The 19,091-nt window shown below is 67.0% G+C and carries 15 protein-coding genes; 9 read left to right on the forward strand and 6 right to left on the reverse strand.

Annotated elements, in window-relative coordinates; all coding sequences use genetic code 11:
• A partial coding sequence (locus V7050_RS03610) for a lipopolysaccharide biosynthesis protein (RefSeq protein WP_324410247.1) occupies positions 1-1,285 on the reverse strand: 1,285 nt, incomplete at its 3' end.
• Positions 1,286-2,015: 730 nt separating this feature from the next.
• Positions 2,016-3,290 carry a polysaccharide biosynthesis/export family protein gene (locus tag V7050_RS03615; protein WP_324364923.1) on the reverse strand — a complete coding sequence of 425 codons (1,275 nt, stop codon included), beginning with the start codon at positions 3,288-3,290 and terminating at the stop codon, positions 2,016-2,018.
• Between the two features lie 193 nt (positions 3,291-3,483).
• Here V7050_RS03615 and V7050_RS03620 point away from each other — a divergent pair, with 193 nt between their 5' ends.
• The 3 genes from V7050_RS03620 to V7050_RS03630 all read left to right on the forward strand — a co-directional run bounded on the left by V7050_RS03620 (position 3,484) and on the right by V7050_RS03630 (position 7,126).
• Complete coding sequence (locus V7050_RS03620; protein ID WP_324364921.1) at positions 3,484-4,779, forward strand: glycosyltransferase; 1,296 nt, start codon at positions 3,484-3,486, stop codon at positions 4,777-4,779.
• A gap of 778 nt (positions 4,780-5,557) precedes the next feature.
• Positions 5,558-6,277 (forward strand): response regulator transcription factor, encoded by a 720-nt coding sequence (locus tag V7050_RS03625; protein ID WP_324364920.1) that lies wholly within the window; start codon positions 5,558-5,560, stop codon positions 6,275-6,277.
• A gap of 246 nt (positions 6,278-6,523) precedes the next feature.
• Positions 6,524-7,126, forward strand: a complete 603-nt coding sequence (locus tag V7050_RS03630) for an alpha/beta hydrolase family protein (protein ID WP_324364918.1) — start codon at positions 6,524-6,526, stop codon at positions 7,124-7,126.
• 139 nt (positions 7,127-7,265) lie between these two features.
• Here the strand turns inward: V7050_RS03630 and V7050_RS03635 are convergent, their stop codons facing one another.
• Positions 7,266-8,807: an ankyrin repeat domain-containing protein gene (locus V7050_RS03635; RefSeq protein ID WP_324364916.1), complete on the reverse strand. Its 1,542-nt coding sequence runs from the start codon at positions 8,805-8,807 to the stop codon at positions 7,266-7,268.
• Positions 8,808-9,202: 395 nt separating this feature from the next.
• Positions 9,203-9,805: a TetR/AcrR family transcriptional regulator gene (locus V7050_RS03640; protein ID WP_324364914.1), complete on the reverse strand. Its 603-nt coding sequence runs from the start codon at positions 9,803-9,805 to the stop codon at positions 9,203-9,205.
• Positions 9,806-9,946: 141 nt separating this feature from the next.
• On the opposite strand from V7050_RS03640, the gene V7050_RS03645 reads away from it, so the two are divergent.
• The 4 genes from V7050_RS03645 (at position 9,947) to V7050_RS03660 (ending at position 15,562) form a co-directional block, all read left to right on the forward strand.
• A complete protein-coding gene (locus V7050_RS03645) occupies positions 9,947-11,095 on the forward strand; it encodes an efflux RND transporter periplasmic adaptor subunit (RefSeq protein WP_324364912.1) in 1,149 nt (382 codons plus the stop codon).
• A gap of 4 nt (positions 11,096-11,099) precedes the next feature.
• On the forward strand, positions 11,100-14,237 hold the full coding sequence (locus V7050_RS03650) for an efflux RND transporter permease subunit (RefSeq protein WP_324373855.1): 3,138 nt from the start codon (positions 11,100-11,102) through the stop codon (positions 14,235-14,237).
• A gap of 43 nt (positions 14,238-14,280) precedes the next feature.
• Positions 14,281-15,111 carry an SDR family NAD(P)-dependent oxidoreductase gene (locus V7050_RS03655; RefSeq protein ID WP_324373857.1) on the forward strand — a complete coding sequence of 277 codons (831 nt, stop codon included), beginning with the start codon at positions 14,281-14,283 and terminating at the stop codon, positions 15,109-15,111.
• Positions 15,112-15,298: 187 nt separating this feature from the next.
• A complete protein-coding gene (locus V7050_RS03660) occupies positions 15,299-15,562 on the forward strand; it encodes a hypothetical protein (protein ID WP_324373860.1) in 264 nt (87 codons plus the stop codon).
• Between the two features lie 175 nt (positions 15,563-15,737).
• Here V7050_RS03660 and V7050_RS03665 read toward each other — a convergent pair whose 3' ends face one another.
• On the reverse strand, positions 15,738-17,009 hold the full coding sequence (locus V7050_RS03665; RefSeq protein WP_324373862.1) for an alpha/beta hydrolase: 1,272 nt from the start codon (positions 17,007-17,009) through the stop codon (positions 15,738-15,740).
• Entirely contained in the window at positions 17,006-17,656 is a 651-nt protein-coding gene (locus V7050_RS03670; protein ID WP_324373864.1) for a TetR/AcrR family transcriptional regulator, read from the reverse strand. Before V7050_RS03670 ends, V7050_RS03665 begins: the two co-directional genes overlap by 4 nt.
• A gap of 124 nt (positions 17,657-17,780) precedes the next feature.
• On the opposite strand from V7050_RS03670, the gene V7050_RS03675 reads away from it, so the two are divergent.
• Complete coding sequence (locus tag V7050_RS03675) at positions 17,781-17,984, forward strand: DUF1127 domain-containing protein (RefSeq protein ID WP_324373866.1); 204 nt, start codon at positions 17,781-17,783, stop codon at positions 17,982-17,984.
• A 215-nt stretch (positions 17,985-18,199) separates the two neighbouring features.
• Positions 18,200-18,802: an NADPH-dependent FMN reductase gene (locus V7050_RS03680; protein ID WP_324373868.1), complete on the forward strand. Its 603-nt coding sequence runs from the start codon at positions 18,200-18,202 to the stop codon at positions 18,800-18,802.
• The last annotated feature ends 289 nt before the right edge of the window (positions 18,803-19,091 follow it).

Raw genomic sequence — 19,091 nt, forward strand, 5'->3', positions numbered from 1 at the left:
CAGCGAGGTAGAGTACGCCCGCCGCCACCGCCAGCCTAGGCAGGAAGGCGAGCGGCGTGAAGACATCGAGATTGGCGCGTCGCTGCGCCAACCAGAGGAAGATCGGCACCAGGATCAGGTTGCAGAGGATCTGGGCCGCCAGCGTCGCCTCGAGGCTGATCGAAGCGCCGATCGGGAGTGCGATCAGGGCCAGCACCGTGTAGGTGATGTTGAGCATGAGGATGAGCTTGGAATACCCGAGGGCGAGCAAGGTCACGCCGCAGAGGCTGTCGACGGTGCGCACCAGTGCAAGGATCATAAGCATCTGCACCGGAATCACCGCGCTCGCCCATTGCGGGCCGAAGACGAGGGGAACGGCGTCCGGAGCGATGGCGGCGAAGCCGGCGAAGGCGGGGAATGCCACCAGCCCGGTGAGGCGAATGCCGGTGTCGAAGAACTGGTTGACCTTCTCCGGCTGCTCCTGGATGCGAGAGATCGCCGGCAGGGCGACATTGGTCAGCGGTGTGAGCAGTCCCTGCACCATCAGATCGTGGAGGCGGCGGGCGAAGGCGTAGATGCCGACGGCATAGGGCCCGATGAAGGCGCCGAGGAAGATCTTCGGAAGCTCTTCGTTGATATAGGTCCAGAGGGATTGAACGATCATCGGCACCGCGAAGCCCGAGAGCTCGCGAACATGCGCGATGGAGAAGCGCAGGCGCGGCCGCCACCGGCTGAAGACCAGGAGGATGAACGCCTCGGAGCTGACCTTGGCGAGTTGCATTCCGATCAGGCTCCAGACTCCCATGCCGGCGATCGCCATCCCGACTCCGATCGCGCCCGAAAGGCTGGTGCCGGTCAGCGTGCGGATCGCCAACATGCGGAAGCCGAGGTCCCGCTTGAGGATCGCCATCGGAACCGATGCGATTGCCTGAATTACGACGATCAGGCTGGTCCACCGAACCAGTTCCTCGAGTGCCGGTTCGTCGAAGAAATCTGCGACCAGCGGAGCCGCGGCATAGATCGATGCGCTGAGGACCAGGCCGATGGAGACGAGAAGCCAGAACACGGATTCGAAGTGCTCGCGTTCGACCGTGGTCCGCTGAACGAGCGCATCCGGGAAGCCCTGGATCACGGGAACGCACAGGATTGTCGGCGCCACCGCCGCCAGGGCGGCCAGGCCGAGAGCCTCCGGGCCGAGGTATTGTGCCAGGACGACGAAGATCAGGAACAGTGCCAGTTGCCGGCCCCAGGTCTCCACTGCCGACCAGAACGTGCCACTGACGATGCGGGCGCCGAGCCGGTTCAAGCGCGCACCGCCGGGCGATCCCCCGGGGCGAGCCCGGGCACGGCGAGGCCGTTGAGACGGGCCGTAGCATACCGCCGCTGCCCGAACTGCTGATTCATTGGACCGATCCCGATCTGCCGCGCCAGAGCCGGCTTCCCGGCCTCCCAGAGCTATCTCGGCATCAGATCCCGGGCACGATCGTCATTGTGTCCGTCCGACTATCCGGTCCGCTGCGCGTGCTCCGCCTTTCGGCCGTTCACCACCCATCCATCAGACGGAAGGCTTACGACTTCCGGCGCGCGCCGGCTACGGCCGTCCCGCGTCCGGGCGCTTCGCGCACGCCAGTCGGCGGCCTTGACCGATCCCGTGCGACGGGTCTCGTGGCTCTCCACGACTCGGGCCGTTCGGCCAGGCCGCGGAGAGCAAGCGCCACCAGATAGGCGGCGTGAAGCACGACCGCGAGAAGCAGAGCTGCCAGTATCGCCTGAGCGACGCCGCTCTGCGCCCTCCAGCCGGCTGCCACGCCCCAGACCGCGGCGAGCAAGGTCGCCGGAACCAGGGCCGGCGCGCGGTAGAGACGCCCGATCAGGGCGCCGAGCAAGAAGAAGAAGACCGCACTCCAGAGCAAGCCAGTTCCCGCCTTGCGCTGCAACCGCATCGGTGCAGAGTGTAGAGGCGGCGGCCCTCGAGGGGTAGTGCTAGGTGCAGATCAGACGAAAGCCGGCGGAGGGACGCCGACGGCGACCCGCGATCAGATCTCGCCGCTTAGGTTCACAGGCTGTCCCCGGCGTAGCTCGACCTTGATGGCGTCGCCGGGTTCGATCTGCGTCGTCTCCTCGGCCTCGAACTCGACCGGCTGACCGTCGGCACCGGCCCGCACGATCGAGTACAGCGGCCGCAGCCGAGGCCGCCCCGCCTCTCCGTCCAGGGGGCTGCTGATCTCGGCATCTTCCACCAGGCTCGTCGCCGTGTCGATCCGGCGTTCCAGTTGATCGAACTGGCCCTGAGTATCGCGGATCTCGCCGGCGAGGCTCTGGGTGCGCTGGCTCCGAAGCTCGATGATCGCGATCTCCGCCCGACTCACTTCCTGCTGTGCCCGAAGCAGGCTGGTTTCACCTTGCAGCCGCTGCCCTTCGAGCGCGGTGATCTGGCGTTCCAGGTCGCGGACCTCGCGCCCGGTGACCACCTTGCCTATCGTCGCCACCTCGTCGCGCAGCGAGTCGGCCTGGGCCTTGACATTGTCGAGCAGCGCGGCCTGCGCCGGAACCTCGGTCTGAAGGTTGGTCCGCAGCTGTTCCAGCGCTGCCATCTGGGTGCTGAAGGCCTCCTGTCGGGCGGCGAAGATCGCCTGTTCCTGCGCGATCAGCCGTGCCACGGCGGCATCGCCCTTGCGGGCCGCGAGGCCCGGCGGAGCCTCGAAGTCGGCGCCCGACATCTCCGCCCGCAGCCGCGCGAGCTTCGCCACGACCTCGTCGCGCTGCAGCAGCAGCACGTCGAGGTCGCCGAGCCCGGAGATCACCGCGCGCGCGCCGCCGTCTTCGCTGGTCTTCAGCCCTCCGGCCAGGCTCAGCGCCTTGAGGAGAGTCAGCCCGGGACGATAGGGGTAGGCTCCCGGCGTCTCCACCGGACCCACGATGAAGAACGGACGATAGGCGACGATCTCGACCGCGACCGACGGCGCCCGTCCGAGCCCCATGTTTTGTGCGAGACGCTCGGAGATCAGCTTGGCGAGCTGGTCGCGTGTGGCGCCCGCCGCCTGGACCGACCCAACCAGCGGCAGCGACAGCTCGCCCGCGGCCCCGAGGGAATATTCGTCGTTCAAAGCCTCCCAGCCGAAGACCTCGTCCTGGGACGCGCGCCACTCGAACACCTTCAGGCGGATCTTGTCTTCCGGTCCGAGCCGGTATTCGCCCTCGGCCGCCGCCGGCTCGCGTGCAGCCAGCAGCAGGCCCGCGAGCAGCAAGACGACGGCGCAAGCCCGCCCCAGGCGCTCCCGCGCCCGCTCCGTCCTATCTGAACCGTTCACCAGCAATGCTCCACGACACCCACTGCGGAAAGAGGATAGGCGGGTCGATCGCAGCAGGCGCCCCCTCCAAAGTCGCGCCGGCCCCGTCGGAAGGCGTGAGCGTCCGTCATCGGTGCGCAGGGTGCGACCTTATGGAGGATAACGGCCATCGCCCGACAGGGTTTTGTGGATCGGCATGTGGCACGGAGGCTCAGTGGCCTGCGCCCGGATCGGAATCGGGCATCGGGGGAGCAGAATGTTTCGAGCCCAATCGGCGAGCATGACGACGTCTGCGGAGGAGCCTTCGGCCCTGGCGGGGCTGAAGGGCGCGAGGATCGCGATCGTTCACGACTGGTGTCCGGACTTTCGTGGCGGCGAGCGCGTGCTCGCCCGGTTCTGCCGGCTGTTCCCCGAGGCCGACGTCTTCACCCTGTTCGACTTCCTCGATCCCGAGGTGAAGGCCCGCCACTTCGGCGACAGGGTCTTCCGCACTTCGCCGCTGAACCGTCTTCCGGGCATTCGCCGCTACTACCGCAATCTCTTCGCGCTCTGCCCGTTCTTCATCGAGCAGTTCAATGTGACCGGTTACGACCTTGTCCTGTCCTCCTCCTCCGCCTTTGCGCGCGGGGTTCTCACCCGGCCAGACCAGCCGCATGTCTGCTATGTGCACAGCCCTGCCCGCTACGCCTGGGACGAGCAGTTCACCTATCTGGAACAGGCCCGCCTCGGCTTCGGACCGAAGGGGCTGCTCTACCGCTACATGCTGCATGGGCTCAGGATATGGGATGTCCGAACGGCGCACGGACCCGATCTGATGGTCGCCAATTCGGAGTATGTCCGGGGCCGCATCCGCCGGATCTACGGCCGTGATGCGCTGGTGATCCACCCGCCGGTGGACGTCGATGAAATGCCGTTCACCGCGCGCAAGGGCGACTACTACGTCGCCGCGAGCTTCCTCGCGCCCTACAAGCGGACCGATCTCGTGCTGCGCGCTTTCCGCGCGATGCCGGAGCGCAGGCTTGTCGTGGTCGGTGAGGGCCAGCAGTCAGCCGGGCTCCGGTCCCTCGCCGCGCCGAACATCAGCTTCACCGGCTATCTCGATCGGCAGCAGTATGTCGATGTCGTGCGCAACGCCAAGGGCATGGTCTTCGCCGGTTGCGAGGACTTCGGCATCGCGCTGGCGGAGGCGCAGGCTGCCGGCACGCCGCTGATCGCCTATGCCCAGGGTGGCGCGCGCGACATCGTCCGGCCGCTCGGACGCGACACTCCCACCGGAGTGCTGTTCCGGCAGCAGTCCGTCGAATCGATTCGCGAGGCGGTCGAAATGTTCGAGAGCAATCTCGCCGAGATCTCTCCGTCGGCCTGCCGCCAGAACGCGCAGCGCTTCTCGATCGAGCGATTCGATCGCGAGTTCCAGGCGGCCGTGGCACAGGCCGTCGCCATCCAAGACGGCGGTCCCCGGGCCGCGCCCCGCATGGTTTCCAGCAATCCCGTTCACGCAGCGAACTGACCCGAAGCGGCCCCCGAAGCGTGGGTCGCCCCTTCCCAATGGAGGGCGGATTTCCGTGGTGGCTGGCTTCCGGTCCATCCCGTCTGCCGAGAAAGATGCCGAGCTTGGAGGCAAGTCGAAGCGGCCGGCGCACTGCTGCCGTCCGTTCCGACCCGCTGTACTGACTTCAACTCCTGCGAGAACGCCATCGCCAGACGCAAGGCGCTTCCGCGCGAGGCCGCAGGGCGCTCAACCACCGATACGCGGTACTCCCTAGGCCACGGCCTCCGAAACTTTGGCATGCCCGACTGCGCCGACGACTTTCCTGCCTGCGGTTGCGATCCTGATTGATCGGATGCCGCTTTGGTGGGTGCCGTTTCCGCGGGGCAGGTTCGGCAAAGATCCGCCTCCGCAAACGGCGGGCCCTTGGCGAGATGGTCTGCTTGAGCACAGGCGCGTAACGGTCTCGGCTTTGACAGTATTCCTTATGTTCATGGCACGGCGACCCATTTGCCTCGAAGCAGGACGGCGACAGTGAAGCCGGTCGGAAGTGTCTCTCACCTAAAGGTTGTTCGCGCACACCCTTACCGATCAATAACCCCATAATCGCCTACCGCTAATCTGATGACTATGATACGCAGTATAGTTGTTTTTTGCTGCGCCGAAAGTCTACTCACTAAGCATTAGAATTTAACAGCTTGTCGTTAGTGACCCCTCGGATTAACATCCCGAGGCTGTGGGGGGTAAGGCAGCATACGCCGGATTGTCGTTGTCTTAATTGACGGGCGGGGGACCAAATATGAACACCAGAATTTCCAACACGTCGGATTGCGTCCTGATGGATGCCTCTTCGCTTGCCGAGCAAGACGCTCCACTGGTTCTGATTCTTGAACCGCGGCCGCTACTCCGCCAGTTGCTTCAGGGATTTATCGCTTCGAGTGCACAGATGCGCGTCGTGTCGGCGCCAAGCATCAAGGAATGGCTGCGCTCCGGTCTGGACATGGAGCCGTCGATCATTCTGCTGTCCATCCCGGACGGCGGTCGGCTTCCCGGGAGCCTGTCCGAACTACCGATAGCGGCCCACGACCGGCTCGCATCAGTGCCGATCGTGGTGCATTCCAACGACCGACCAGGGCATCAGGTGCTCGAACTGCTGCGGATCGGAGCGCACGGCTTCATTCCAACCAGCGTTTCGACGGAGGTCGCGGTGCAGGCGCTGCGCCTGATCTGCGCCGGCGGGACCTATGTTCCGCCAAGTTGCCTGCAGTCGCTTCCGTACAAGGCGCAGGGCGCATCGGACGGCGCGGGCTTCCTGACCGGGCGCCAGTTGCAGGTCGTGGAGGCGATCCGGCAGGGCAAGCCGAACAAGATCATCGCCTATGAGCTCAACATGTGCGAGAGCACCGTCAAGGTGCATGTCCGCGCCATCATGAAGAAGCTCAAGGCCCGCAACCGTACCGAGGTCGCCTACCTCTATTCGTCGAGCCTCGGCGAAGCGGACGGCGCGGTTCCGAACTGAGCGTCCCGGCCGGATCTGCCGGATCGGACCTTGCTCCGGCAGTTCCCCAAAAAAGGCTTCTCTGAACATCACGGAATGGGCCGCCGATCGAATCTCGGCGCCGGGTGCCGATCGGCGGACCCAGGTGTTTGCTCCCAGGTGGGAAATACCTCCGGCCCGGCTGCTTCGGGTGGTGTTCCGCCGCCGCCGATCTCCGGGCGGGTCACGTCCGTCAGGTTCTGCAAGCGGCGGGTGGCGTGCTGCATCATGCAGCGGCTCGACCATCGGCAGTTTGCGGCGATCGGACATTCGCTCGGCGGCTGGACGGTCATGGCGCTCATCGGCGGCGGGTTCGATGCGCCGCGGCACGCCGACTATTGCGCAGGACATCCCGACCGCGCGGATTGTCGCTTCATGCGGGAAGCAGGTGTCGTCGGCCATCCGGAACACCTCGCCGATCTGGCCGGGACGGATGCCGATCCGCGCATTGGCGCGGTGGTGACTCTCGACCTTGCTTTCACCCAAGGATTCGCTCGGGCCAGTCTGGCGGGCATCTCCGTGCCGGTCCTGGTGATCGGGGCGCAGCGCGGCGGGGTGCTGAACCTCGACATGGAATCGCGCGCACTTGCGGGCGCCCTGACTGGCGCATCCGCAAGCTACGAGGAACCGGACGGCGTCAGTCATTACGATTTTGTCGGCACCTGCAAGTCGGGCGGACTGGCCATCCTCGCTGAGGAGGATCCGGATTTCGTCGCTGTCTGCAGCGAAGGCGGCGCGCAGCGCGTTGCTCGACATGCGGTGGTCGCCGCGCTCGTCACGGACTTCCTGAATGCGACATTCCCCGACGTCGACCGCCTGTCGTCCGAATGAAACAAGATAGGGTGTCGGGGTCGCCCTCACCGGCCCCGACAACCCGCGCCCGCCCGCGGACACCCGCCCGCCCTCGTTGGGACGGGCGTTTGCGTTTGTCGGCAGGGCACTCTTGGCCCGGGAGAACGCGGACCAGGCGTCAGGCCGGGCCGCCCTCCATCAGGCAGTCGGGATGTCGGTCGACCCATTCAGCCAGTGCGTCTGCAATCTCAGGGACGCCGGCAAGGTCCGCGGCGCGACGCGGCACCGAAACTCCCGCCTCCAGCGCCAGCCGGAGGCAGCCCAGTTGGTCGCGGATTGCCCGCTCGGGGCAGTTCTCAGACCCGTGCACGATGGTCGACAGCAACGTGCCGCCATAGCCGTTCTGATGCGACAGATCAGGCCCGAGGCTGAGCAGATAGGCCATCATGTCCGGCAGACCCTCCCAGCCGGCCACCTGCACCGGGGTAAGCCCCTCGGCGTCCGGGCGGTCGAATTCGAGGCCCAGGGCCACCAGCCGCTTCACGTGATCGAGCTTGCCGGGCAGATGCAGGATCGTGCGGATGATGTTTCGATAGGCGTCCGGCAACCGCTCCGGATTGACGGTTCGGCCGCCGGGATCCCGGCCCTCGGCGGCCGTCGCCAGAAGGTCCTCGTCGGCTGTCAATGTTGGCGCGATACCCCGCGCCTCGATTTCGCGCGCAAGGGCGGCGTTGCCGAAAACCCGCGCATAGCCATAGGCGCTGCATCCCTCGAACCGTCGCTCCGGATCGGCACCCGCGTCGAGAAGCACGCCGAACATTTCGGCCCCGCAAATCCGGCGTGCTGCCTGATGCAGCGCCGGCACGACCCAGGGCCGTTCGCCGCCGACGTGGGTCCCGATGAATTCGTCGGCCAGCGCACCAGCCGCAAGGAGCATCCGGACAGCGTCGACATCGCCGAAGTCCATCGCCCGCAGGAGGGCGTTGGTTCCGCGCGGATCCGCGCCATGCTCGAGCAGCATCTTCAGCCCCTCGTGATGGCCCAGTTCGGTCGCATGGTAGAGCGACTCGTTGTCGTTCGGATTGGCGCCATGATCCAGCAGCCAGCGCGCCAGAACCATGTTGTTGCCGTGCCCGATCGCACCGTATAGCGCAGAAAGCTGATGGTCGTTGTCTGCCGAGACCGGCATCGACTCGTCGACGCTCGCCCCATGGGCCACAAGCATGTCGGCAATCGCGATCATGGCCCCCTCCAGATCGGGGCGCTGGTGAATGTACTGCGAAAAAGCCAGTTGACAGAGCGGGCTGCGCCCCCCGACGAGACGCGTGGCTGCGGATGGATCGGCATTGAGCGCGGCTTCGACCTCGGTGCGGTGGTAGAGCGCGATCCGCAGGCCGAGCTGTCCCTCCGCGAGGTCAGGTATCTGTGCAAGTAACCGGTCCACCACCTGGCGCTGGCCGTGGTGGAGCGCAATCTTCAATCGTTGCTGGGCGGCGGCGCGATCGAGGCCGTTAAGTTCGGCGGCCAGCTTGAGCGCAGGCCAGCTTAGAAAGCTGTTCTCTCGCGCGATCACATGCAGGTAGTCCGCATGCTTCAAGGTCGCACCCGCGGCACGCGGGCGATAGTTCGCAATCCGTTGGCGGGCATGAAGGTCTTCGGCCTCGAGGGCCTTCTTCAGCGCCTTGGCGTCACGGCGCAATCGTTCGATGGATTTGGTCATCGGTTTCCTCACAGGTGCGCCCGGCAGTCCGCTTGAACGGGCATGAGAAAAACCGAGTGTCTGTCGGTTCGTGCGTTGAGGGGCGCCGATGACGACTTTCCGCGGACCTGGATGCCGCCCCACGCGGCTCTTCAATGACTAGCTCCTCAAGAGAGTCGGGTCCAGCCTGTCCAGATTTGCGACGTTCCCGCGACGCCCTCTAAGCGCAGAAGTAGCGACCCGGTTCGACGCCGGTCGCGTTGGCGAAGGAACGGGGACTGGGGTCTAGTATTCTCTGGGGAGTAAGCCATTGTTTTATCTACGACAGGGTGTCGAGCTGCTGTTCGGCGGTCGCTGCGTGACCTTGTGCCGCCCGGCGGGGCGGAACGTGTCATCGATGAGCAAGCACAGTTAGTTCACTTCAGTGGAAGCGCGTCTCCGATCCGTTGAAGAACATGCTCCGAAACGGCCCGCTGAACCGCCCCGTCAATGCCGAGCCCGGCCATGGCCTCGGTCTCGTAGATCGAAGCGAGGCCGTGGATCGTCGACCACACGAACATCGCTTCGAGCGTCACCGCCGGCGCCTCGACAGGCGCGTCGATCACCCGGGCGAGGCAACCTCGAAGCTGGTCGAACGCGCCGCATCCTTTTTCCATCATCTTCGGATGCTGGCCGGGATCCGGAAGCCGGGCGCCGAACATCAGCCGGTATTCCAGCGGATGGGTGCGAGCGAATTCGAGATAGCGCATGCCCATCGTCTGCAGGTCCGCCCGCGGATCGTCAGTCGCCGCCACCTCTGCGAGGAAGGCGTCGAAGCCGCGGAAGCATCGGTCGACGACTTCGGCGAGCAGGTGGTCCCGGCTCGGATAGTGGCGGTAGGGCGCCTGGTGCGAGACGCCGAGACGGCGCGCCACCTCGCGCAGGCTCAGGCCCTCGATGCCGACGTCCCGGATGATCCGCATCGCCTCGTCGACGCAGGCTTCCCGGAGATCGACATGGGATCGTGCTGCTTCGCTCACGATGTGCTCTCCTCATTCCTCTTCCGCCGATCTTGACGCCGGCGGCCGATTGTTGACGCCGTCAACTTTTGAGTTGACGGCGTCAACATGCCACTCTATACCCTCTTGTGTAGACGGTGTCAACGCAGGCGGGAGCGGACTATGTCGACCTCAAGATATCGCAACGACATGAGCGAGGAAAAGGACCGCGGGGCGCGGCTCGTCGCGCTAGGAGCGCGCCTTGCTGTCGCGCTCGGAGTTCTCGGCGGCGTGGGCGTCGGCGTGTCCGCGCTCTACGCTCGGGGCGGCGACGCGAGCGTGGCGGTCCCGGCACCGACCCCGGTCCTGGCGCTGACCGTCGAGCAGAGCCCGGGCCACGTGGAATTCCGTAGGTTCGCCGGTCGCCTGGAGCCGGCGCGCAGAACAGAGCTCGGCTTCGAGCGCGGCGGGCTCCTGGCCGAGCTGCTGGTGGGCGAGGGCGACCGGGTGGCCGCCGGCCAGGTGGTGGCCCGCCTTGATACCGCCCTGCTCGTCAACGAGCGGGCGCGTCTGGCCGCGGCGCGGGGCCAGCAGGCGCCCCGGCTCGAACTCGCCCGTCTCACCTACGATCGACAACAGGGCCTGACCGAGCTGGCCACCTCGGGCCAGCGCAAGGACGAAGCGCGGCTAGCCGTCGCGGAGGCCGAAGCGGCATTGGCAGAGACCGACGCAGCACTGGACGGGCTGGCGATCGAGTTGTCGAAGTCCGAGCTCCTGGCGCCGTTCGCGGGAGAGATTGCGGCCCGCCATCTCGACGAAGGCGCCGTGATCGCGACAGGCACGCCGGTGCTGACGCTGCTCGCATTGGACCGGCCACAGGCGCGCATCGGACTCGCGCCCAAGGCCGCCGCAGGGCTCGTGCCCGGAGAGCGCTACACGCTCGACCATGATGGGAGAGCCTATCCGGCCCGCCTCGCCGCCGTCAGGCCCGACCTCGATCCGAGGGCGCGCACTGTTACCGCGCTTTTCGATCTCGACACCGCCCCCGACCTGCCCTTCGGCACGGTGATGACCTTCGACGCCGAGGCCTGGATTCCCGGGTCCGGATTTTGGGTTCCGGTCGCGGCGCTGGTCGAGGGCAGTCGTGGCCTCTGGACGGTGCTGACGCTGGAGGGCGACGGGAGCCTCGGCAGCGAGGCGGTCAGCGTCGTGGCGCTCCGCGGCGAAGACGCCTTCGTCCAGGGCAGCCTCCGCGACGGCGATCGCATCGTGCCAGGAGGCACGCACCGCGTCCGGCCCGGCCAGGCCGTCCGGATCGCGCAGGCGGATTAGATCGATGGACAGCTGGTTCTACCGCAACCCGCGCGGCTTCGCCGTAGCGGTCATGGTGATCCTCGCCATGGGATGGTCTGCGTTCTTGACCATCGGCCGGCAGGAGGACCCGACGATCACCAACCTCTTTGCCACGGTGCTGACGCCGTATCCCGGTGCTGACCCCGCCCGGGTCGAGGCCCTGGTGACCGAGAAGATTGAGGCGGAGCTGCGCGGCGTCGCGGCGATCTCCGAGATCAGCTCGGTGTCGCGCCCCGGCCTCTCCGTCATCCAGATCGATCTGTCGGAGACGCTGCCGAAGTCGGAGATCGAGCCCGCCTGGACTGAAATCCGCAACGCCGTCGACGACGCCAGGGCGGAGCTTCCCGCCGGCGCCGGAGTTCCGGACTTCGAGAACGCCTCCTTCGGTACCTTCACCGCGATCAGTGCGGTGATGCAGCGGCCGGGCGACCAGGCGAACCCGGTCCTGCTCGCACGCTCGGCGGAGGACCTGCAGGAGCGCCTCCGCCGGATACCCGGTACGGACACCGTGGAGATCTTCGGAGCGCCGCAGGAGGAGATCCTGGTCTCCATCGACGCCACCCGCCTCACCGACCTCGGACTGGACGCAGCCAGCGTCTCAGCGGCGATCGCCGCGGCCGACGCGAAGGTCAGCGCCGGCAGGCTGCAAGGTGGCGAGCAGGAGATGGTCGTCGAAATCACCGGCGAGATCGACGACCTGGCGCGCATTCGGGCGATCCCGCTCGCCACCGGTGCCGATGGCGCGGTGTTGCGGCTCGGCGACGTGGCGGACGTCACCCGCACCCCGCTCGAGCCGGCGGAAAGCATCGCCCGGTATCAGGGCCGCCCTGCCGTCCTAGTGGCGGCGCGAATGGTGAACGATCTGCAGGTCGATCGCTGGATGGAAGCGGTGCGGGCCGAGCTTGCCCTGTTCGAAGCCGCGAGCCCGGGCGGCGTCGAGCATGCGCTGATCTTCGACCAGTCCACCTACGTGACCGAGCGCTTCGCGGCCCTGGGGGCCAACCTCGCGGCCGGCATCGGCCTGGTGACGCTGGTCCTCTTCGTGACGCTCGGCTGGCGCGCCGCATTGATCGTGGCAAGCGCCATCCCGCTCGCGTCGCTGATCTCGCTCTTCGGCATGAACCTCGCCGGCATCTCGATCCACCAGATGTCGGTGACGGGGCTGATCGTCGCGCTCGGCCTGCTGGTGGACGCGGCGATCGTGATGACGGACGAGATCCGCAAGCGCCTGGCTGATGGCACGCCGCGGCTGGATGCCGTCCGACGCGCGGTGCGGATGCTGGCGGTGCCGCTGCTGGCGTCGACACTGACCACCGTGCTCGCCTTCATGCCGATGGCGCTGCTGCCCGGTCCGGTCGGCGACTTCGTCGGCTCGATCGCCAAGTCGGTGATCATCATGCTGGTGGCCTCGCTCGCGCTGGCGTTGACCCTCACGCCGGCGCTGGCCGGCTGGCTTCTGCCCGCCGGTGGCGACCGGCCGCAACGGTGGTGGCGCGACGGAATGGTGCTGCCGCGGCTCGGCCGGGCATTCGACCGCTCCCTGGCGCTGTCGCTTCGCTATCCGGGGCTCGCGATCCTCGCGTCCCTGGCGCTGCCGGTCACCGGCTTCCTCGCCTTCCCTACTCTGACCGCCCAGTTCTTCCCCGGCGCCGACCGCAACCAGTTCTACGTCCAGCTCACGCTCTCCGGCACCGCGTCGATCAGCCAGACCGAAGCCGCCGCCGCGCGCGCCGATCGCCTGCTGCGCGCCACGCCCGGGATCGAAACCGTCGCCTGGACGGTGGGTGAGAGCGCACCCGCCTTCTACTACAACATGCAGATGGACCAGGATGGCGTCCCGGGCTTCGCCGAGGCGCTGGTCACCACCGACAGCGCCGACCGTACCCAGGCGGTCATTCCCGACCTGCAGGACCGGCTGACGGACCAGTTGCCAGACGCCGAGATCGTCGTGCGCGACTTGGTGCAGGGTCCGCCGGTGGCTGCCCCCATCGAGGTTCGCTTCGTCGGCCCGGACCTGGCGGTGCTGCGCGACCTTGGCGACCGCACCCGCGCGCTGATGGCCGGGGTGCCCGGCATCACCCAGTCGCGGGCGACGCTGACTGGCGGCCCGCCGAAGCTTCGGCTTGCGCTCGACGAGGACCGCGTGCGCCTCGCGGGCCTCGATCTCGCCCGCGTCGCGGCCCAGCTCAACGCGGCGACCGACGGGGCGCTGGGCGGCAGTCTCGTAGAGGGCACCGTGGAGAGCCCGGTCCGGGTGCGGCTCGCGGCGGGCGACCGCGCGGCGCCCGAGCGGCTCGCCAGCCTTGCGATCGTCGATCCGGCGGCCGATGCCGGCAAGGCCTGGCCGGGCGTGCCGCTCGCCGCCCTGGGCGATCTCGAGCTCGTCCCGTCCGACGGTCCGATCCACCGGCGCAACGGCGAGCGCATCAACCTGGTGCAGGCCTTCACCGCGATCGGGGTGCTGCCCGAGGAGGCGCTGAGCGTCCTGCGCGCCCGGCTCGACGCCGAGCCCGACCTGCTGCCGCCCGGCTACCGGCTGGAGTACGGCGGAGACGCCGACGCCCGCTCCGACACCGTGAGCTATCTGATGGCCACGGTGCTGATGGTGGTGGTTCTGACCCTTGCGACGCTGGTGCTGAGCTTCCGCTCGTTCCGCCTAACGGCAATCTCGCTCGCCGTCGCCGGCCTGTCGATGGGACTGAGCCTGCTGGCGCTGGCCATCTTCGACTACCCGTTCGGCATCCAGGGCCTGCTCGGCGTGATCGGCTCGATCGGCGTCTCGATCAATGCGGCGATCATCATCCTCTCCGCGCTGGCCGAAGATCCGCGCGCTAGGACCGGCGACCGCGATGCCGTCCGGACGGTAGTGCTCGGAACCAGCCGCCACATCCTGTCGACGACGATCACCACCTTCGGCGGCTTCCTGCCGCTGATCCTCGCCGGCGGCGGCTTCTGGCCGCCCTTCGCGATGGCGGTGGCAGGCGGCGTGCTGCTGTCGACGGTCGTCGCCTTCTACTTCACCCCGCCGATGTTCGCGCTGATCTACGGGCGCCACGAGGTCGCGGGCACGTCCGGCCGGCACGCCTCCGAAGTGCTTCCGGGCCTTGTCGTTGGCGCATGAACTCCGTCCTCCCTTCCGCCCTCATCACGAGCGAGACTTCGAAATGACGTCCGAAAATCGCAGCAGACACCGGAGCCGGATCTCGGCCGCATACGGCCCCTGGGCGCTGGTCACCGGCGCCTCTGGCGGGATCGGGCGGGCGCTTGTACTCGAGATTGCGGCCTGCGGAATCAATGTCGTGCTGTCGGCACGCCGGGAACACTTGCTGTCCGAGCTTGCCCGCGACATCACGGCGCGGTTCGGCGTCGAGTCCCGCGTCCTTGCGGGCGACCTCTCCGACCCGGCCACGGTCGGACCCTTGCTGGCTCGGACCGATGATCTCGACATCGGCCTGCTGGTGGCCTGTGCCGGGTTCGGAACCTCGGGGGATGCCATCGACAGCGATCTCGCCACCGAGCTGAGCATGATCGACGTGAACTGCGGCGCGACCTTCGCCGCAATCCACCAATTTGCACCACGGCTCGCGCGGCGCGGACGCGGCGGCATCATCCTGATGAGCTCGCTGGTCGCCTTCCAGGGCGTGGCGCGCGCTGCGAACTACGCGGCCACCAAGGCTTACGTGCAGGTTCTGGCGGAAGGGCTGTCGCGCGAGCTGGCAGCAAAGGGCGTGGACGTTCTGGCCGCGGCACCCGGACCGGTGGAGAGTGGCTTTGCCAAGCGCGCGGCCATGCGGCTGAGCAACCCGGCAACGCCTGAACAGGTCGCGAAGGAAATCCTGCCCGCGCTCGGGCGGCGGACGACGGTGCGGCCGACGCTCCTGAACAGGGTGCTGCAGGTCAATCTGTCGCTTCTGCCAAGACCGGTCCGCACCCGCATCATGCAGAAGGTCATGGCGGGAATGACAAAGCATGACGAGCGCGTTTCCGATGCCTGACACAGAGGTCTTCGTCTCGATCAGCGGGCTCGAGACGCGCCGCCTGAGTCATTATTCGACCTTATGTTCCGTGCGGTCCGCTCGATGGCGCTAAGGGATACTTCCGATACGGGATGGGGCGATTGCCTCGCTGCGGCTGAAACACATCGACCTGGTGCAGGGTTGCGTCTATCAGGACGCGAGGGAAGTGCGGACCAAGTTCGCCAAGACCTTCACCACCTGGTTCTATCCGGTCGATGACGCATACTTGGCTTGCCTCCGCGACTGGGTGGACTTCCTGCGCAGGGATCAGTTGTTCGGCCCCGCCGACGCCCTCTTCCCCAAGCCCCTGATGGGCCTGCAGGACAGCAGCTTCGCCGCAGTCGGCTTGTCGCACGACACCTGGAGACCTCCGATTATCGCCCAAACGGCAGGGAGCAGGCGCGTAAGCGACGGGATGAGGATCCGATGACATCGCCCCGATTCCAAGGCTTCGTGGGCATGCCCAATGCCGATTTCGAGCCGGTCATGTTGCGGGTGGCCTAGGAAGGCGCGAAGCGTGCGCTCGCCGATGTCGGCCTCGACGGCGACAAGGCCGCGCAAACAGTTGGGGTCCGGCACTGATCCGTGAGCGGCCAGCTGGCCGCTCAGTCCAGCTCGATCGGGCGTAGCGCGATCGTTGTTGCGTGGCCGACGGCGTCGACGCTCGCCTCGACCAGGGAAGGGTCGGCGACGGCGTCCGAGAACGTCTGGGGACCGAAGTCCTCGAGCCCATTGAAGAGCGCGCTCATCAGTGGCGAGGTCTGGACCGTGCTGTGGCCTTGCGCGTCGGCGCCTTTCACGTGGGTCACGTCGACCACCGTCACCGGCAGGTCGGCAAGCGCGGCCGGGTCGGTGATCATGCCGAGCCGCGCTTGTCCGCCGTGCAGGCTGGCCGAAAGCTGGAGGGCCTGGTCGCCGCTCGAGGCGAAGACGTAGATCGGGATACCCGGATGCCCGACGTCGCGCATCCGCTCACGGAAGACCTCGACGTTGATGTCCGGAGCGAACATCACGACGGCGCGCAGCCTTTCGAGGAACGCATCGTCTCTGCGCAGCGCCTTCATCCACATGGTCTCGATCACGAGGAAGCAGCCCATGGAGTGGCAGGCGACGACGACGCCGTCGGCAGAGGAGCTGGCGACGAGATCGAGGGTGCGCGACAGCCCTTCCGTGGCGAAGATGGCGCTCTCCTTGTCATAGGGATAGCCGTTCCAGGCCGCGGCCGACGGCCAGGCGAAGTCCACCGATACCGCGGGCAGGGCGAAGTCCTCGGCGAGCTGCGCCTGCCGGTAGAGCCCTTCGGCGAAGGTGTTGTTGTAGCCATGCACGAACACGATCGCCTCGTCGTTCCGCTTACGGCCGAGCTCGCGGTCGATCGCGGCCACGAACGCCTCACCGTCACGCAGGCGCGCGGCTTCCAGCGTGACGAAGTCGGTGCGCGGGTCGGCTTCGCGGCCCGGCCAGGTGACCGAGCCCGGCTCCCGCTCGGGCGGGACCGAGACGGCGAAGCGAGCAAAGCTGAGCGGCGCCCGCCCGGGGCCGAAGACCGCCGAGCCCTCGGCCGGGGCGCGCGCGCTGGCGACCAGTACCGGCGCCGCCGCGCCGGTCCCGGCCGCGGCGGGGTCGATCGACACCGCGCCGCGCGGGCCGGCGCAACCAGAAGTGAACGCCAGCGTCGCGAGAACGCCAAGGCGGAACAGCGCGGGCCAGCCGAGACGGTTGCGCGCAGCGGAGCCGCGCCGACCGAGGCTTTCCTGCCCGGCACGGTGCCGGCGCGACGGGTCAGCGGCGCCGCTGCCAAGTGTCAGGGTCGGTCGGGGTGTTCGGACCCGGCTGTGCATCGGGGACGCCACGGCCTCCGAGCGCTCGGCGATCATGGCGTGGCGCCCTCGCCCGGCTGCCCATCGAGGACGTCGTCCAGGCCGTCGAACCCCGTCTCGGCGGCGCCAAGGGCCCGGAGCACAGCATCCAGAGCCTCGCGGATCAGATCGCGGGGTGCGCCGCGCTCGATGATGCCGCGCATGATCTGAAGCAACATGCCGATGACGATGTCCGCGGCGAGATCGACGTCCTTCACCACCATGCGTCCCTGGGCGATGGCCTCGGCGAGGTCGGCTTTGAGATGCTCGCGAATGCCCCGGCCAAACTCGGTCGGCGACTGCGAGCTCTGGACGACGAGGCGAGCCCAGACCTGGTCCGAGATCGCCTTTTGCAGGAACTGCCTGGACATGAATACCAGGCGGGCGACAGGATCGCTCAGCTCCAGCTTCGCCGGCGTCAGCATCTCGTCGAAGCTCTCGCCGAGCATCACACCCACGGCGGCGGCCAGCTCGCTGATGCTCAGGAAATGGTAGTAGAATGTGCCCTTGGCCACGCCCGCGGCCTCCACGACAGCATCGACCGTAAGGGCCTCGGGCGGTCGCTCGGCCAGAAGCAGCGCACCCGCTTCCAGGATCTGCGCGCGTGTCCTCGCCCGCTTTTCCCGGCCGATCTCCGCACGGCGGACCAGATCAATCTTTGCCATCCAAATTCTCCCATGAGCATGTTTTCATGTTGACTGTATAGTCGATCCGACGTATGAGTGCAATACGAAATCGACTCGGGCAGGCTCGCTTGCCCTCCAACCTAACCCGAAAAGGAAACGCGTCATGGCTTACGCCCTCAACCTTCACGCTCACGATGTCGAGCAGACGGGTCTCTTTGCCCGCCTGAGCAAGAGTTTCGCTGATCACCGAGAGTACATTGCGACCTACAAGACTCTCAATGCGCTGACCGATCGCCAGTTGTCCGACTTCGGCGTTACCCGACAGAGCATCGGTGAGATTGCCTGGGCGTCAGTCTACGGAGACTGACGCCGTCGTTTGCCGAGACAGCGATGGAGTCGAATACACAACCTATCAATTGAACCAACCCGCTGCCATGCGGCGGGTCGCATCCGGCCTGGATGCTCTCGAGGCGTGGTACGGCCCCCCCTTCGCCCGGACGGGGCCGGAATCGACCCGACAAAATCACTCATGCCGCGTTTGCCTTGCGAGGGCGCAGCGGCCTCATCATCGAGGATGCACCTTTGACGCTGAAGCTAAACATCATCATCGGCTCGACCCGTCCAGGCCGGATCGGTCCTGTCATCGCGGAGTGGCTGAAGGATACTGCCGTCGAGCACGGCAAGTTCGCGGTGGAGCTGGTCGACCTCGCGGACTTCCACCTTCCCCTCCTCGACGAGGCGGCGCACCCGGCGTCGCGGCAATACGCCAACCCGCGGACCAAACGCTGGAGCGCCAGTGTTAACTCCGCCGACGCCTACCTTTTCTTGACGCCGGAGTACGACTACTTCGCTCCTGCCGCGCTGGTGAATGCGGTCCAGGTGCTCCTGCAGGAATGGCTCTACAAGCCCGCGGGAGTGCTCAGTTACGGCGGCGTCTCCGGGGGCCTGCGCTCTGCCCAGGTCTTGCGCCAGCTCCTGAGCAACGTGAATGTTCACGCCTTGCCGCAGGTGGTGCCGGTCCACTCGTTCTCCCAGTTCATCGATAACGGTGTGTTCCGTCCCAACCAAAGGATCCAGGACGGGGCCAACGGCCTGCTCGACGAGCTTTATAAATGGGCGCGGGCGCTCAGCAACCTTCGCGCCGAGCAGGCGGCCGACCGGGCCACCCAGAACGCCGCGGCCTGACCCTCGCCGCGGGCGGCGGTGTTCGCCGGCCCGCCGGGTTGCCACCAAGCCATCGATGACCAGCGCCTGGCTTCCCAACCTCGATTGCCGCATCAAAGCCTGGCGGAGCGCGATGTTCGCGCGCGGCGCCAGGTTCCCGATCGCATGATCGCGTCTTCGGTGGACTGCGGGCGAGCAGCCGCGCGCTTCTGAGTCAATCTCCTGATCCTGTCCGCACCGGCGTGATAGCCAGCTTGAGCGAGACCACACATCTCTGATCTCGTGTTGACTGCAACGTCGATTTGACTTA

This window comes from Amaricoccus sp., from assembly GCF_036846665.1.
Classification (GTDB): domain Bacteria; phylum Pseudomonadota; class Alphaproteobacteria; order Rhodobacterales; family Rhodobacteraceae; genus Amaricoccus.

Bases quoted from the DNA above. Each gene is read 5' to 3' on its own strand.
- V7050_RS03625 (WP_324364920.1), top strand. From the start codon at position 5,558: ATGAACACCAGAATTTCCAACACGTCGGATTGCGTCCTGATGGATGCC.
- V7050_RS03630 (WP_324364918.1), top strand. From the start codon at position 6,524: ATGCAGCGGCTCGACCATCGGCAGTTTGCGGCGATCGGACATTCGCTC.
- V7050_RS03635 (WP_324364916.1), bottom strand. From the start codon at position 8,807: ATGACCAAATCCATCGAACGATTGCGCCGTGACGCCAAGGCGCTGAAG.
- V7050_RS03645 (WP_324364912.1), top strand. From the start codon at position 9,947: ATGTCGACCTCAAGATATCGCAACGACATGAGCGAGGAAAAGGACCGC.
- V7050_RS03650 (WP_324373855.1), top strand. From the start codon at position 11,100: ATGGACAGCTGGTTCTACCGCAACCCGCGCGGCTTCGCCGTAGCGGTC.
- V7050_RS03655 (WP_324373857.1), top strand. From the start codon at position 14,281: ATGACGTCCGAAAATCGCAGCAGACACCGGAGCCGGATCTCGGCCGCA.
- V7050_RS03665 (WP_324373862.1), bottom strand. From the start codon at position 17,009: ATGATCGCCGAGCGCTCGGAGGCCGTGGCGTCCCCGATGCACAGCCGG.
- V7050_RS03670 (WP_324373864.1), bottom strand. From the start codon at position 17,656: ATGGCAAAGATTGATCTGGTCCGCCGTGCGGAGATCGGCCGGGAAAAG.
- V7050_RS03675 (WP_324373866.1), top strand. From the start codon at position 17,781: ATGGCTTACGCCCTCAACCTTCACGCTCACGATGTCGAGCAGACGGGT.